The following is a 16,410-nucleotide window of genomic DNA, read 5'->3' as shown; positions in this document are numbered from 1 at the left end:
ATTGATATGAAAAAGAGAATACATTTATAAGGAACAAGTAAATCGGGCATCGCGTAATATTCGGAATATTACGTAATGTCCGATTTACGCGGAGATGCTGGTTCTACCCCGAATACGAGTTTTTTTGTGCTACCCCTTTAAACAGGTGATTTTAGATTTTTAGTGTATATTCTGACTTTGTTAGAAATAAGGAACATTATTCCCAAAAATCCAGCATTGAAGCTATTCTTAAAGTAGGCTACACAAGGAGAAGAGTCGTATTTTTAGTTATGATAATAACTAAAAAAAGACCTGTTTTTAGCGTTTACGAACGAAATCACTACGTTCACGACAGAAACGGTCTTTTCGATCTATTTTGTGCTACGCTTGATTGATAGGGAGAATATGTACTTTCACAGATTGTTTGTGAGAGTGTCTACTCTCTGTAATGCAAAGAGCTGAATTTTTAATGAATAGTTAGATTATTTGTTTTTTTGCACAACTATCAGGAATACAGAGATCATCAGAAGGAGTGAAGGGGAATGTCACCATGGGTAATTGGAGATTAGAAAATGAGCATTTATTTTGAATAAAAGAGGGATATATAATGCAATTAAAATTAAACGAGTGAAAATCGCGAAGTTATTACCTAATCGCGATTTTCACTCGTTATTTTTTCCCAGTCTTGTTTAAAATCTTTTAAAAGTTCCAAGCGATCAAGGTTTTCTAGAACCATGAACATTTTTTCAGCAATTTCAGTTGCTTCTGTTTTTTTCCCTTGAGCCCATAATAATTCTGCTAGTTTCATTTTTGCTTGAATTAAATAATCCGTTTGTTTATATTTCTTAGCATTTTCTAATGCTCTTTGTACATAAGGTTCTGTTTCTAGCACTCTTCCACGTTTTGAGAGATACACGCAATAGTTTAAAAGTATGACTGTATCTAAGTTAACTGAGTTTTTATAACCAGCATATTTTTTAATTTGTTTCAACATTTTGGTGATATTAGTTACTACGGCTTCGTCTTCTAGCACATAATATATATTGGCCATGATTAAAATATCGTTGTAATACCAGGTATCTTTTTGTTCCAGTTGCTTCCAAATTGGTTCCACAAGTTGTTTGGCATTTTCGAAATGTTGGTCTTTGTTATATAATTCAAATGCTTCTAGCACTATGCGTAAGCGTCCTAATAATGATGTATCATCTGCCACACCTGCTCTCGTTATCTTATGATGTAGATCCATAATACCTGTGGTATTTGTTGTATCTTTTAAATTTACAAAATCATGTAAAAATCGCTCTCTTTCGGGCTCTTTATACTTATGATGGATGTAAATAAACTCATCAAATGATAATTCAAGTCTGTCCAAAAGTATGGAAACTTTTTCGAAACTGGAGTCTTGTTCACCTTTTTCAAAACGCTGTGCATTTGATTTGACCATTACACCATCGTAAAGCTGCTTGCGCGATATATTTAAGTTTTCACGAATCATTTTGATGGTTTTTCCGTACTGCTTTAAATCCATACAATGCACTCCTTTGAAATAAAATTTTAATTGAGTACCTTTTTTCGGGTACTTTGGTCGGATCTCTTATATTCATGATAAAATAATGCTTAGGAGGTGATTTTAGTGATTACATTGCTATTGATTAATGCAGCAACAATTATTAGTGTGTTCAGTAACGGGGTTATTGGCGGCTAGATAAAAAGATCCAATAAAAAAAGAAGCCTATCACAGCATAATAGGCTCACTTTAAACAAAAACTCTTATTAAGTTTAACATAATTTCCTTTTTTTTAATAGAAAAAATTTTCAATAGCAAAGTCTAGCTGTAATCAGGTTTTTGGTGATACTTCTTGATAGCGTTCCCATATGTAAAACAACTTTTTTTACAAAAAGTATTTGCATAATTCCAATGTTGATGGTACAGTAAATGTGATTCAAGAAGAAGTACGTTGACGATTTAAATTTAAACGAGAGGCCCGAAGGCAACTTTTCCGGCAAGTCAAGTTACCTAAGAGCCCGTGGTTCACACCACCGACCAACAGTCATAGCTGTAGGCCGTCTCACTAGACATTCTAACAGAAATAGCGACATTTGGGAAGGAATGTTTGTTCTTAGTGTAGATATTAGTATGACACTAAAAATCGACGTTGTTTTCTAAATTTATTAATCCTGGTACCTTTGTATACTTTTTTCAGGAGGAGACTATTTAGAATGATCTGTGAAGCGCCCTATCACTTAACTGTGGTAGGGCGCTTTTTTGTTTTTATTTGAACGTCAACGTGCTGATTCATTCTCCGGTATTTATCAAACAAGTTAAAAAGGGGGCAAAAATAATGTTGGATCTACTATCCTTACAGGAAGAAAAAAAGGAGTTACAAACAAAGATTAACACCAATCCAGATAATCCAGATGTGCCCGTATTACGCGCCATGCTGGTGTCTACGAATATACAAATTGCTGCTACTAAAGCCAGCCAGCCGATACAAGTTGTTGACAAAACAAGAACGGTGAAAGAAGCAACGCGTCCGCCTTATTCCAAGCTCGTTCGTTTAGGTAATGGAAAACGCTATCGGACACGCCGGATCGTCGCCAAGAAAAAAATGGACATGATTACTTCTCGAGATTTTCGTTTCATAGACCGCGTGTATGTGAAATTATTCAATAAAGAGGAATGGATTGTGGATGTGGCATCCTTAGATCGACCGTTTGATGAAGTAATGGCCGTACGCATCGCACCATCATGGGATATCGTTCCTTTTGTGGATTTGTATTACGAGGTGCGCAATATCAGAACCTTTAAAAATAAAGTCATCGCAAAACGTAAAAATCAGGGGCATGAGCTCCGGTATCAAGAAGGGTATTGTCCGAAAAGCCTTGGATTGTAAATGAGGTATCCACCGCATATGTACGGAATCATCTCCTTGCACGATATGGAGCCGAAACAAATTCCGTACAACAAGTAAGTGTAAGTTTTATCTGATCGTTGACAATCATATAACAAATCGTAACAAGGGATTTCGCCCCGAAAGGGAATTTTATCTTGTTACCCAGCAAGCTGATTGGTACTAGTCTTGTTGGATGGATCGTTTGGTGGGAGCTCGTTAAACCACCGTACCCACAGGTGACCGTTAAACGCCATAAACGGTAAAACAGTATCAGATGTTTCTAGTGCGCCTTGCCACGATCTTTCCTGAATGGAAAGGGAGCGAGTCACGATGATGGGACATAGCTTGCTGATACAGGGTTGGAGCATTCCGGTGGCCTAAAATGCTTATTGTATCATTTTGTGAAAAACAGAATGATTTCGTACATATGGGGTGGATACCAGTGAGATGTACAAAAGTGAAGAAAGATGGTGTGTCAGATGACAGCGATACAAAACGCATCAGGCAGTGATTTCCGAGAAGGAGATATCCTAGGCGCTTATTTCAGCAATAGCAATTGCGGAGCGGACAAAGGGTTCATACAAGTTAGTATTGTAGAACGTCATGAAAAACTTATTGCCGTCCATAATCGGATTGACTTAGCTGTTCGTTATGATGTTCTAGGCGCAGGAGATAATCCTGTTTTTATGGAACTGGAGTGGCTAGAGAACTTAGCAGATAAAGTTGTCTTGCTATTTCGGAGTGAAGAGCAATCTTCATGAAGTAATTTAGGTGCTGTGAACGAAGCAGGGTATTTTTCTCGAGTTTTCCCTTTTACTCGCTTTTTGCCCCTGTTTCGTTCACAGCATCTGAAAAAAAGGAGTGGGCAGCGATGGATTACGCGCAAGATGAAAATATAATCGATAAAGTTTTCTCTTTTTTGTCGATAGGCGGTGAAGCCGTTGGAATAATTCTATTTATTTTCATTTTAATGGTGGTGGGAGTTGTCTTTTTAGTCTTCTATGCTGTTTGTGCAGCTATTGTCGAAGAAAGACGTCACCGTTGGATAGGGAAAATAGTACAAGAAGAATTTAATTGCCGTAAAGAAGATTACATCATACTAGAGCCGACGAACCCACATTGGAAAGGTGTTTACGATATTATTGCTTTCTCATCCGGAACTTACTATGCGATTCGTTTTTCTGCGAGTGAGCCAAGAAAAATACTCATTAAAGAAAAGCTGGATTCCTGGAAGGATGTTTGATCCAACGAGTGAACAAGCGAACGCCGTTATGCTGTTAGCGAAGCGGGGAGTGCGTGATGTGAAGGTCGACCCTTTTCCTTCACGGTGTGCCGTTCTCCGTTTCGCTAACGGCGTAACATAATAGTAAAAGAAAGGAGTGGTAGGCATGAATTTGGATATGTTTTTAGGAGAAAGTCTTTGTGTATCGGATAAAGCAACGATTCCAGTAGAGCAGGGAGACCCTGTACGAAAAACGTATTATGCTGGTGAGGTCGAAGAATTGGATTGGATTCCACCGGCACCATCCCATGAATCATAAATAAAATAATGCTTGGATTTTACAGGGGAATCTTGTAAAATGAGGAGTGAAGGTGGGGACAGATATGGCAGTAGCAGAAAAAGGACAACAACTTGAAAAAACAGAAAAATATGTGTTGGTCGAAAGTTTACATTTTTTATTGAGCATCGATTATGACCTATTAGAACTATTACCGTATCATCGATTAGAACAATGGTATATAGCGTTATTTGAAGGACCAAAAAAAGAGGGGATGATGGAAGATGCAGAAAAAGAAATTATGGATTGTTTTAACAAGCATAGCGCTCGTCGCTGGGGCAGGAACGGGTATTTTTTACTCACAACAGGCGAAAGCGCAAGAAGAATCAAGGGTCGAAGCACAAAAGGAAAAAGAAGCGGCCGATTTATTACAGAAGCAAACGGTTGAAAAAGAAACGACTGCAAAAAATGCGGTGGCAGCTCTTTACTTGGATGACAAAAAAGTGTTGTTAGCGGATGATTTTACACCAGCAAAAGCAACGGCAGCTAAACAACTAGCCGACGCATTGGATAATAAAGATTTAAAAGGAGCGCTTGTCGGTGATATTGCCAAAGCGAATGTGCTATATGCCTCTATAGAAGGAACGCAAAAAGCAACACAAGCATTATTTCAAGATGCTAACCAAAAAGTATTGGCTACTGGCGTAGATGCAGCGAAATTGACAGCTGTCAAAAAAGCCATCGATAGTGTGCCGCAGAACCTGGCGAAAGCGAATTTAAACAAAGGCTGGATCATCGCTTCTAATTTATTGAAAGCAGATATTGCGGCGAAACAAAAAGCAGAAGCGGATCGTGTTGCGAAAGAACAAGCGGTAGTTGCAACAAATGAAACGAAAGAAGCGCCCCAATCAAGTGTACAAGAATCGTCAGGCCAATCTAATAATGAGGTAGCTTCTAATGAAGTATCCAGAGGCAGTAAAAATAACAATAAATCTAATTACTCGAAATCATCATCGAGTTATCAAGCGCCATCTGGAGATAATAATAACTCAAGTACACCTGCAAGCGGAAGTAGTAAAAGTACGGCAAGTTCTTCTTCGAAATCTAGTGGTTCGAGTTCATATTCCGATAAATCAAGCTCTGAATCAAACAACAATGAGTCGTCAAATGTAAAAGAAGCACCTAAGCAAGAGCCAGCTGATGGCGGAAGTAAAGGGACTGTGAACAAAGAAGTTCCAAATCCGCATAGCGGAGGAACAACAATCCTTTCGGGTTGGTAAATAGTTAGTATGGAAGCATTCTTAAGTGAATGCTTCTTTATTTTGGTTAAAAACGAAAGGGGTAGTGAGATGAGAATTAGATCACCTACATTTCGGTGGTAATATTCAAATAATAACAACGAAATTAAGAGGAGGAAATTAAAAAGTGGTAAAAAAAATGAATTTCAAAATGGTGTTGTCACTACTAACGGTAGTGGCTATTTTAATGCAAGTTTTCATCTCGCCGTTATTTGCAATTAAAACATGGGCGGATCAAAATGCTTATGAAATTGGTCAAACGACGACAGGTAAAGTAATTACAAGCTCTGTAAATCCAAGAGCAAGTTTGTTAAGGTCAACAGGTAATTCGAGTGGTAAAATGAGCGCAACATATGGTGGGTATGAGACTTCCACAGCTTATATTACAGTTGGCGGGAAACCCGCCTTTTGTATCGATCCGAATTTGCCATTTCCAATTAACATAGAGTATGCCGAAGCAATTTATCATGATGAAGGCGTTTATAATATTCTGTACTACGGATATCCAAATAACGGAACATCAGAAAAAAATTACGTAGATACTTACGTTGCGCTGAATGTTTATTTAGGTGCGTTCGATAGCCCCGCAATGAAAAGTGATAGCGGAGTAAAATATCTATTAGATCATGCGAAGAATAAAACAGCACCCGCTGGGACATTTGATATCAAAAACAAAGTACAGACTGCATCATGGAACGCGACTTCGCAACGTCAAGAAACAGGCTGGTATCAAACTGAATCTACGGGTAGTAACAACAAGTACACGCTTAACTTACCAAGTGGTGTAAAAGCTGTTACTCCAGATGGCAGAGAGTATACAGGTACTGTAAAGTTAGATGTTAAAGACAATTTCAAACTAGTTGCAGATGCTAATTATAGCGGAACTATAAATCTAACAGTACCAACAGATGTAAGGGAACCAACATCTTTAAAATTCACGCCTAAAACAGGTGGGTATCAAGATTTATTAAGTGCTGGTGATGTTAGTGATCCTATAACAGTAAATGGTGTGAAAGCGACTTTTGAAGCTCAATTGGGCGATTTAGAAATCGTTAAAAAAGGTAACGACACCACATCCCTACTAGCTGGCGCAAAATTCGAAGTAAAAAATAGCGCAGGTACAGTAGTCGCAACACCAACGACGGATGCTAGTGGAAAACTTCTGGTTAAAGATCTTATGCAAGGTAAGTACACTATCAATGAAATCACAGCACCAAACGGTTATCTAGTGTCTACTGTATCTCAAAATATTCAAATCATCGCAACGAAGACAAGTTCCGTTACCTTCACAGACACAGCTGTATTAGGTCAAGTTACTTTAACAAAAGAGGATAGTGAAACTGGTACAAAAGCACAAGGGGACGCGGTTCTCGATGGCGCGGAATTTGATATCTTAAACGCTGCAGGCGCTATCGTGGATCACGTTGTCATCAAAGGCGGCAAAGCAACATCTAAGAAATTACCATTAGGTAATTACACAGCGAAAGAAACAAAAGCAGGGTTGGGTTACAATCTACAAACGAAAACATTCCCATTCAGTCTAACGTATAAAGACCAAAACACAGCGTTAGTTCTCACGGATAAAGTCGCAACCAATGACGTTATTAAAGGAAATATTGAAATCAACAAATATGCGCATTCCAACGAAGGTGGATCAGGCTTCTTAACAGAATTAGCGGGCGCTGAATTCACATTGATTCATGTAGCCACTGGAAAAGAAGTCGCAAAAGCAATCACGGATGCGAATGGTCATCTACGTTTTGATGGCATCCCATACGGCGAGTATATCGCAAAAGAATCCAAAACCCCTACAGGACATATCAAAATTGGTGATTTCCCTGTCATAATCAAAGAACACAACAAGACATTAATGTACAATATTGTCGATGGGGATGTGAAAGGGCTTGTAAAAATCATCAAGAAAGACAAAGAAACAGGCAAAACGATTCCTTTGGCCGGTACAACATTCAAAGTCAAAGATCTAAGCACTGGCGAATTTATCTCCCAGAAAGTCAATTATCCAAAACCTGTAACAATTACAGAATTCGAAACAAATGACGAAGGCTATTTAGTACTACCAACGGAATTAAAAGCCGGCAACTATGAGTTATACGAAGTTAGCGCACCAAACGGCTATGTATTAGACAAAACACCACTGAAATTTGCAGTAACAGACAGCACGGTCAAAGATGGCGTGATTACAGTTGATTTCTTCAATAAACCACAAAAATCGATTGTGACGCTCTCTAAAACAGGAGAAGTCCTAACAAGCGCCAACAAAAAAGACAGCAAATATGGTGAAGTCGTAACTGGAGAATACACACAAAAACCACTTGCTGGAGCAACATTTAATTTTGTTGCGAAAGAAGATATCATCACGAAAGACGGCACGGTCCGTTATGCAAAAGGTACAGTCGTAACAACAGGAACATCCGATAAAAATGGTCAAATCGTAACAGATGCAGGTTTCTACGCTGGCCAATATGAAGCCGTAGAAACAGCAGCGCCAGCTGGATACGTTATCGGTGAACCAGTCGCGTTTGAAGTGAAATATGCAGGCCAAGACGTTGCGATCACATCAACATCTGTCAAAGCTGAAAATGCCTTACAAGATGTTGCTGTAAAAGTATTTAAAGACGAGCAAACGGTAGCTGGCTGGATGAACGGGAAACCAATCTACGGTCAACAAGCGGCGAACAATAAAGTGTTCGGCGTGTATGCAAATCAAGATTATGCGTACAACAATCAAGTGATTATTGCAAAAGGTGACTTACTCGGTTACGCAACCGTGCAAGACGGCGTGGCAACCATCCAACAAAAATTAGCGAACGGTAACTACACACTAAAAGAATTAGATGCTGGATCAGCGCATAACATCGATACGAAGGCATACGATTTCACGTTAGAAGCAAAAGACAATGCAAAAACATTCGAGATCAGCATTCTAAAAGATAAAGTATTGTACGGCGAAGAAGCAACGAAAGCAGTCAACGAAGTATCCTTGTTAAACGAATTAGCAAAACAAGACGTGGAGTTAGTCAAAGTAGATGTGGAAACAGAAGCACACGAAACAGCACTAGCAGGCGTTTCCTTCGACTTAGAACAACTACAAAACGGGCTATATGTCAAAGTGGCCAGCTACACAACAGATAAAGACGGCAAAATCTCCTTGTCTGCTATTCCAACGGGCGATTATCGCTTCGTAGAAACAAAAACGCTGACAGGCTATGTTCTTGATACAACGCCAGTAAGCTTCAAAGTTAGTGCCGCAACGAATGGTGAAAAAATTAGTCTTAAAATGGTCAACAAACGTGTGCCAATCGAAATCGGTACAAAAGCAACTGGAATCAACGGCGAAAAAGCATTGCTTCCATTGGCGAATACTACTCTCGTGGATCAAATCAATTACAAATGGTTGATCCCTGGTAAAGAATATACCGTTATTACAAAAGCAGTAAATCCAGCGAATATCAATGAAGTCTATGCATCTACGACAACGAAATTCACACCAACACAATCGCACGGAACATATGAAGTGAAATTACCTGTAGATGGCAGCAAACTCGCTGGCAAGAACGTTGTATTCTTAGAATACTTGCACTACAACGGCAAAGAAGTTGCCAAGCATGAAAATCCGAAGGACAAAGAGCAAACGGTTCGATTCACAAAACCTGAACTAAGCACACAAGCGACATTCGAAAATGGTAAAAAAGCATCGAATCCAACAGGACCGGTAAAAGTAAAAGACACCATGAAATACACAGACATGGTTCCTGGTAAAACAGTCAAAGTAATTACAAAAGCAGTCAATGTGAAGACTGGAGAAGTGATTCAAAGTAAAACAACAGCCTTCACACCGAAAACAGCGAATGGTAACTACGTGGTAGAAATGATCTTGGATGGCAAGAAATTAGCCGGACAAGATATCGTGTTCTACGAGTATTTCTACACGCCAGACACCAATGAATTAATCGCAAAACATGAAGATAGAAATGACAAAGGACAAACCGTACACTTCAACGATCTTCAACCACAACCAGTGAGCAAAATCGGTAAAATGCCGAAAACAGGGGATCAAGATCCATTGCTACTTATTGTAGTAGGTTCTCTATTAGTGGGTGTGGCTGGTATCTCACTTTTCGCAAGACGTAAAAAAACAACGAACGAATAAGCACCATTTGAGAGGCTGACAGGCAACTGCCAGTCTCTTTTTTTTGATATTTTCAGACGTAAGAAAATATACATTATTGGGGGAGAGAAGTTGTGACGATGAGGAAAACGAAAAGAGATGCACTCACACGCTTTATTTTAGGGGTGGTAGTTGCGCTCTTACTTTGTACGATTAGCACAGCAAGCGTATCCGCAGCGACGACATACTATACGACGGCCGACCTAACCGTTCGATCAGGACCAGGAACAAACTACAAAGCCGTTGGATGGTTAAAGAAGAACGCGAAAATAAGCAGCTTAGCGAAATCAGGGAAATGGCACCGAATCACGTTCAATAAAAAGAATGCTTACGTATCCGGCAGCTATTTAACAACCAAAGCACCCAAGCCCGTCACACCAGCAAAACCCAAACCACCAGCCGTTGCAACGAAAGTGTTGTTGAACGTGCCAATTATTGCGCAAAGACCAGACCTACCAACCGGTTGCGAAATCGTTTCGTTGACAATGGTCTTAAAATATAAAGGCGCCAAGGTCGATAAAGCGAAGTTGGCCAAGGAGATGCCACGACATGCCAGCGATCCAAATAAGGGGTATGTCGGCAATCCGTATACTTCGAAAGGGTATACGATTTATCCACCAGCACTCATGAATTTAACAAAGAAATATGCCGGCTCTGCTGTCAACATGACAGGAGCTTCTAATGCGTCGCTAGAGGCGAAATTACGACAAGGTAGACCAATCGTTGTCTGGGCGAAATTAGGCGGTTTTAACGTCCACTGTGTAGCGCTTACAGGCTATGACAGTAGCAACTACTACTACAACGATCCATGGACAGCGAAAAAGAACGTAAAAATCAGCAAAACAGCTTTTAATAAGGCGTTCGGTGCGTTATCCAAACGCGCCTTGAGTTATTAATCTACGATAAAAATTTAGAAGGAGTTAATCATGATAAAACAACAAAAGATGATCAAAAAAGCAGGTCTCGCGGTCATGACAACCATGACCGTCTTTTCATTAGTAGCCTGCGGTAATGGTACAAAAGGAACGACAGAAGAAAAACCTGCAGAAGAAGTAAAAAGTGAAGTAGTGGCTAAGGAGAAGCTATCAGCAGAGAATTCCTTTTCTGATCCAGAGGTCGCAGCAAGAGCCTATATGGACATTGTATTTAAAGATAAAACAAGCCGTGTCAAAGAATTAACGCATTTAAGTCCCGAACAATTTAAAGAAGCAGAGCTGGATCTATTCCGCAAAAATGGCTCGCTTCATATTCCGGAAGATTGGTTATTGCAAACATCATCTGGCTCCACTTACACGTCAAATGAAATCTTAGATGGATACGCACAGACGATGGTTGATATGTATCATGATATTGATGACTACACGACGGTGAGTAGCGAAGTAACAGAAGAAGGCGCAGAAGTAAAAGTTTCTGTTCGAGGGCTAGCCGGCAAAGGATTAGGTCAGGCAGCTCGTGAGGTTACTGAAAAATACTTGGGACCAGACGCATACAAGTATAACGGAACTGACAGCAAGGAGTTAAACACGGTGATGCAACTCGTGAATTTTTGGAGCCTAACTCATTATTATGAGCACGGGGGTGTGACTCCAGTTGTTCAAGAACCAATGATATTCACAATATATTTGGAGAAAGACAAGCATGGTGATTATGCACCAACAGAAGACACGTTGAAAGAGCTATATAAGGATGCGTATGGAACGAACGATTATCAAAGTAGTTCAACAGAGTCTGGGGAAAAAGAAGGATCAGAAGGTCTTTAAAAGAGAAAAATAAATGATAAAGATATCATAAAATGGAACGCCTAAATTTTGGCGTTCCTTCTTTATTGAATGGAGGTAAGTCAAGCATGTCTGAAAGATTCTATTATTTTTATGATCTACAGGGATACACACTCTATTTAAAAGAACTTAGAGAGTTATGGAAGCAAGACGAATGGCCTTATCGCATCATTGATGTAGTTCCAAACATGAATATGTTAGAAGAAGTGAAAAGTTGTAAGAGAAACGACTTAGGTTGTGTTTTAGTTGGTATTGAAAAAGTGGATAGCTATGAGGGGTTTCCTAAGTTAATTGAAGAGTTAGCGACACATAAAAAGACTCCTATCATTATTTCGTATAATGCGAAGATAATAAAAAATAGGAGTCCAATCATGCACGAATTATTAGAAAAACACTGGTGTTCCTACGGTGAAGGAGATCGTGGTTTTTATCAAACGTTTGGTACACAAAAAATGAAGAGTAGTGTTTAATCTATCTTTGTGATAGATAGCGTCTGAATTGGATCGGAATCTTTGAATTTCTCTAAGAAATTCGTGAACTTATTTTCATTTTGAGTATTGAGTGTGATGTCTAAAGCTGACAACAACGATGCCATTTCTTCATTTTTAAAAATACTCCCCTTATCTTGATAAATTCGGTAAGGTAACCAAATTTCATAATCAGCAAATTCGATAACGATATGAACGTTATTGTGTCTTGCGTAAAAGTATGAGCCCTTATTTTTATATTTCAGCGTATCGTCAGATAAGTGGTTTTTAATATAACGAATATGAAGGATATCAGGAGATTTCTCATATTGATCCTGCATAATTTGACGGAATAGATTGATATCAAATGCGGCTTTTTCTAGCAACAGTTCGTCCTTGTTGTTGTAGCGTAACATATCATTATTGTCCCAAAAATTGAAAAGTATGATTAATTTGTTGTGCAACATACCGAAAGAGGCATTGTTTTGATGGATAGTGCTTTCGAAAGGAGTGAGCGTATCATTATGAAAATCATACTCCACAATGGAGTGATTGAAAACAACATCTTGAATCTCTTCTTTGCTCATCTTTGAATGATCAAAAATAAAATCAGCAAAGTTATTTGGTCCGGTTCCTGCATATCTACAATTGAAGCGGAAGCCTAGATCATAGGCATCGTACTTTTTGTTGTTTTCGGCGATGAAGAGACTTTCGGACATATCTATTCTACTGAATGAGTCTGAGGATTGTATTTCAGATTCATTTTTTATATGGAGTAATCCGAGGCAAAATAAATCGTGAGGCTCAAAAGAGACGATTACTTTTTTCATTGGAATCTCAATATTAATGATGTTGTTACTTCCTTTTTGCTTTTCCTTTTGTAAGAACTGTTCGTCTAGCTGATTTTGTTTAGCGAATCGATAAAGGCTGTTGCATATTTCTATACTTGTATTTGATAACTCTCTCTTGTTCCGGCGAAGTTCGCTGACAGTAGTATATGATATTTCACAAGATTCACTAATAGCTGTTGTTGAAAAATCAGACGTGAAGACATTATAGATAGATTTTATTATTTCTAAATAAGGATTTTCTTGCATACATTTACCTCCATAATCATATTATAACTCTTTATAACAATGATTTTAACTGTATAAAGTTAAAAAAGCAATTTTTAACGTGATATTATTTGATTTAATCGAGAGGAGGAGGCAACGTGGAAACAAGTTCAAAGGACGAAATGGAGAAATCTGCGTTGAATTTTATAGAGCAATCATATAACAGGCTTAGTTTAAGTGGGAATTTTAAACTGGCTACCATTGTGCAAGATTTACCGATAATACCTCATGTGGCTACGGATTCATTCGGGAGCCAGCTATTACTGCCGTATTTGAAACAGGAAAAACAGACTGAGGTTACGCGGTGTGATACGCCAATTACAAAAGAGTCAGAAGTAAAGCTGATAGGTCAATTGGATAAGAGACGAGCGGAAACATTAGATTTTCGAATATGCGTTCAAACTTACGATGATCTGATGAAGATCGAGAATAAAGAAAGGGGCTCAGATTGGGAGAGTTGAGAAATCGTAACACTTCATCATACAGATTGAGGGACTATATAAATAATAGCCTATTATAGGAAGGGAGCGAGTAACATTTATAAGCAGAACATACACGGGCGGAGAAAAGATTCTCGGTTTATCATAAAATGTGTCCAGCAAATTGGACGTAAGACAAGTTATTTTCAAGCTGCATTAGATTTAGGAAATGACTATTACCAAGATCAAGTAGCCAAAGGATTAAACGCATGGCAAAGAGATAATATCGATGTTCAAATTTTATTTAAACATCAAAAGTACGGATCGGACTTGGCGTTACATTTAAATCAGCTCCTTCGATTAGAAATTAATCCATATATTCAACATTTAGCGGCACCATACCGGATGGAATTATCGAAAGATCAAATGGACGAATTGGTAGCTGTTTTGAAGCTCCAATGATAGTCAAAAATCAAGGGGGAAACGGAATGACTGGCGAAGACGAATGCGAAGAATGTCCTTGCTGTGATGACGTTCTTACTTGGAATTTGTATTGTAAAAACTGTGATTTACAGTATACAAGCGGCGATATTGATGAAAAGTATAAAAAATTATGCACTGATGCTGAAAAATTTTATAAAGATCTATATATGGAACACAAGGGTATTTAATGGTCGTTATTTTTGAAAACAGGAGTAATTAGGAAGGAGATTTGTCGTGAGAACGAATTTATTGTATGAAGTCGAAAAAAAGTAAGTCGTGATCACGTAGCTACCCCGAGATTCGTGGTCGAAAATATATATGAACTCATTGATATTCAAGCGTTTAAGAGTTTATGGTTTCCATTTAATCATTATGACAGCCAATTCAAATTGATGGCGGAGGAGCTAGAGTTGAAATATCGAGCTACACATATTTTTGATGATTTAGGCAACGATTTTTTCACTACAGAACCACCAAGCAACTGTGATCTTATGATTAGTAACCCACCATTTTCTGAACAAAATCAAATTATTGAACGTAGTTTTGAGCTAGTGAAGGAAAATAAAATCCAGTCATTTGCTTTGCTATTACCATTGGCCACACTAGAGACCGAAAAGCGAGCGAACTTATTTCAGCAATTTGAAGATAAGCTGGCCATCTTGATATTTAAGAAGCGGATCAAGTTTTTAGGTCATACAAGTAGCTTTAATCGTGGTTGTTGCTGGGTGTGTTATAACGTCCCTGCGCTTAAAAAGCAACCAATACAATGGCTCTAGGAAGCATACAACTTAAAATAAGGAAGAGAAGGAGGTAGATATGTCGTGAGGTTTTTAACAGGATTGCTGCTAACACTCTTTATTGTGTTTATAGTGGGGTCCATTTTTTCATTAATTGGCTATACCATTGCAGCACATGGTCATAAGGAAACCATTTCAGGAACTGTAGAGAATTTGTATAACAAACGCTCTGGTGATAGCGACACTTTTTATGTGGTGGTAAAAGAGAAGAATGGGACGGTGCAAGTGTTAGCGAATGCGGATAGCCTTATCAAAGGCAAACATAATTCAGCAGACGTTCAAGCGACATTGGAGAAGGGTAAAGCTTATACGTTCCAAGTGTACGGTTATCGTGTACACTTTTTTAGTTTTTATAAAAATATCTATGAAGATCCTGAACTAGTAGAAGCATCAACTAAGGGGGAATGAGCATTATGCTGGATACCAAACAGCGCTTGCTGGAGGAAGGAGCCACTCGTTTAAAAAATCGTGGTTACGATGTGGAAATATGTCAATTGGATTCTAACACAGGCGAAGGGGATGATGCACGGTGAGACGGGCGCTATTACAGTTACTTGAATTCCTGGTCATTGCTATTGTTGCAGGGATACTATACATCAACGTAGCTGATAAGTATGTACTCTGGCTAGCAATCAAGTGGTTGGAAACATGGACACCACTATCAGCGCCTGATAGAGAAATCGCTATTTTGAGTTTCCGACTATTTTTAGTGATAGGTAGTGTTGCCGTGGTTTTTGTTTTGGTCATCGCCATCATTCATTTAGATTATGCGAAGCTATACCATGCGATGCTGGAAAAAATAAGAGGAATCAGACATACCGAGGAGAAAGATATCCAACGCGCTCTATTTAGTATTTTTCCATTTTTCCTTTGTTTCATCGGTTTTATACTTGTTGGAAGGGTTGGGTCCATGATGTATGTTTTGGGAGCAATCCTTCTGTTAGGCATTTTATTCACGGTGTGGCTCGCAAAGGCTACCCAAGCTACTGATAATAAGCGGACACTAGAAGCAGATATTGCGCGTGTGAAGGAACAGGCAGGTATGTTGCGAGGGCATGTTGATATTAAAACATATGAAATAGCCATGCAGTGGCTGGGGGATCATATTCCAAAGATGCAAAGGAAATGTGAGGCGATGCTACCGTTATATGTGTACAGCAAAAAAGAACGCCAAGAAATCCAAGCACACCTGACAGTGTTGATAGAACTGATGGAAATAGTAAATCAAAAAGGTGAATGGGAGCTTTCCTTCTATAAACGAACGAGGGAAGCGATTAAGGATTATTTTGCACCAGAACAAGATATCTATTTAAAACCACTGACGACGTGGGAGCATCATCTTGTGTACGTGAACAAGGTGCTTTTTATTGTAGATTTTGATTTGGATGGTCGGCTGTTGGGGGTATCTCAGGCTGTTTACCAGGTAACGCCAGAAAATAAAAACGTGTCAATAAGGGGGAAATAGAGCGATGTACTATATGTATTTAGGAAC

The 16,410-nt window shown here is 38.8% G+C and carries 16 protein-coding genes; 14 read left to right on the top strand and 2 right to left on the bottom strand.

Annotated features, from left to right (window positions below):
* Nucleotides 1-628: 628 nt before the first annotated feature.
* Nucleotides 629-1,507, bottom strand: coding sequence for a helix-turn-helix domain-containing protein (locus EP58_RS07615; protein WP_036092016.1), 879 nt, complete (start codon nucleotides 1,505-1,507; stop codon nucleotides 629-631).
* Nucleotides 1,508-2,321: 814 nt separating this feature from the next.
* Between EP58_RS07615 and EP58_RS07610 the strand changes: the two genes are divergently transcribed.
* From EP58_RS07610 to EP58_RS07575, 9 genes are all read left to right on the top strand, one after another.
* Complete coding sequence (locus EP58_RS07610) at nucleotides 2,322-2,873, top strand: hypothetical protein (protein ID WP_036092015.1); 552 nt, start codon at nucleotides 2,322-2,324, stop codon at nucleotides 2,871-2,873.
* A 479-nt stretch (nucleotides 2,874-3,352) separates the two neighbouring features.
* The gene (locus tag EP58_RS07605) at nucleotides 3,353-3,634 is read left to right on the top strand and encodes a hypothetical protein (protein ID WP_036092013.1); all 282 of its coding nucleotides are present in this window, start codon (nucleotides 3,353-3,355) and stop codon (nucleotides 3,632-3,634) included.
* Between the two features lie 110 nt (nucleotides 3,635-3,744).
* Nucleotides 3,745-4,116: a hypothetical protein gene (locus EP58_RS07600; RefSeq protein ID WP_036092011.1), complete on the top strand. Its 372-nt coding sequence runs from the start codon at nucleotides 3,745-3,747 to the stop codon at nucleotides 4,114-4,116.
* A 145-nt stretch (nucleotides 4,117-4,261) separates the two neighbouring features.
* Nucleotides 4,262-4,414 carry a hypothetical protein gene (locus EP58_RS17500; RefSeq protein ID WP_159106217.1) on the top strand — a complete coding sequence of 51 codons (153 nt, stop codon included), beginning with the start codon at nucleotides 4,262-4,264 and terminating at the stop codon, nucleotides 4,412-4,414.
* Nucleotides 4,415-4,656: 242 nt separating this feature from the next.
* The gene (locus tag EP58_RS07595) at nucleotides 4,657-5,652 is read left to right on the top strand and encodes a hypothetical protein (RefSeq protein WP_036092010.1); all 996 of its coding nucleotides are present in this window, start codon (nucleotides 4,657-4,659) and stop codon (nucleotides 5,650-5,652) included.
* Between the two features lie 145 nt (nucleotides 5,653-5,797).
* The gene (locus tag EP58_RS07590) at nucleotides 5,798-9,841 is read left to right on the top strand and encodes a SpaA isopeptide-forming pilin-related protein (RefSeq protein WP_052171401.1); all 4,044 of its coding nucleotides are present in this window, start codon (nucleotides 5,798-5,800) and stop codon (nucleotides 9,839-9,841) included.
* Nucleotides 9,842-9,939: 98 nt separating this feature from the next.
* Nucleotides 9,940-10,755 (top strand): C39 family peptidase, encoded by an 816-nt coding sequence (locus EP58_RS07585; RefSeq protein WP_036092046.1) that lies wholly within the window; start codon nucleotides 9,940-9,942, stop codon nucleotides 10,753-10,755.
* Nucleotides 10,756-10,785: 30 nt separating this feature from the next.
* Complete coding sequence (locus EP58_RS07580) at nucleotides 10,786-11,619, top strand: hypothetical protein (RefSeq protein ID WP_036092009.1); 834 nt, start codon at nucleotides 10,786-10,788, stop codon at nucleotides 11,617-11,619.
* Between the two features lie 86 nt (nucleotides 11,620-11,705).
* Nucleotides 11,706-12,107, top strand: coding sequence for an SWIB-MDM2 domain-containing protein (locus EP58_RS07575; RefSeq protein ID WP_036092007.1), 402 nt, complete (start codon nucleotides 11,706-11,708; stop codon nucleotides 12,105-12,107).
* Here the strand turns inward: EP58_RS07575 and EP58_RS07570 are convergent.
* Nucleotides 12,104-13,201 (bottom strand): hypothetical protein, encoded by a 1,098-nt coding sequence (locus EP58_RS07570; RefSeq protein ID WP_036092003.1) that lies wholly within the window; start codon nucleotides 13,199-13,201, stop codon nucleotides 12,104-12,106. The genes EP58_RS07575 and EP58_RS07570 overlap by 4 nt on opposite strands.
* A gap of 116 nt (nucleotides 13,202-13,317) precedes the next feature.
* Between EP58_RS07570 and EP58_RS07565 the strand changes: the two genes are divergently transcribed.
* The 5 genes from EP58_RS07565 (at nucleotide 13,318) to EP58_RS07545 (ending at nucleotide 16,383) form a co-directional block, all read left to right on the top strand.
* Entirely contained in the window at nucleotides 13,318-13,680 is a 363-nt protein-coding gene (locus tag EP58_RS07565) for a hypothetical protein (protein ID WP_036092001.1), read from the top strand.
* Between the two features lie 446 nt (nucleotides 13,681-14,126).
* Entirely contained in the window at nucleotides 14,127-14,309 is a 183-nt protein-coding gene (locus EP58_RS07560) for a hypothetical protein (protein WP_036091999.1), read from the top strand.
* Between the two features lie 222 nt (nucleotides 14,310-14,531).
* Complete coding sequence (locus EP58_RS07555) at nucleotides 14,532-14,897, top strand: hypothetical protein (protein WP_241481004.1); 366 nt, start codon at nucleotides 14,532-14,534, stop codon at nucleotides 14,895-14,897.
* A gap of 45 nt (nucleotides 14,898-14,942) precedes the next feature.
* Nucleotides 14,943-15,326 carry a hypothetical protein gene (locus EP58_RS07550; RefSeq protein WP_052171398.1) on the top strand — a complete coding sequence of 128 codons (384 nt, stop codon included), beginning with the start codon at nucleotides 14,943-14,945 and terminating at the stop codon, nucleotides 15,324-15,326.
* A 121-nt stretch (nucleotides 15,327-15,447) separates the two neighbouring features.
* On the top strand, nucleotides 15,448-16,383 hold the full coding sequence (locus tag EP58_RS07545) for a hypothetical protein (RefSeq protein ID WP_036091997.1): 936 nt from the start codon (nucleotides 15,448-15,450) through the stop codon (nucleotides 16,381-16,383).
* Nucleotides 16,384-16,410 lie beyond the last annotated feature (27 nt).

Source organism: Paenilisteria newyorkensis, from assembly GCF_000766145.1.
Lineage (GTDB): Bacteria > Bacillota > Bacilli > Lactobacillales > Listeriaceae > Listeria_A > Listeria_A newyorkensis.
The sequence above is the reverse complement of the archived record's forward strand: the minus strand, read 5'-3'. Positions and strand labels throughout refer to the sequence as shown.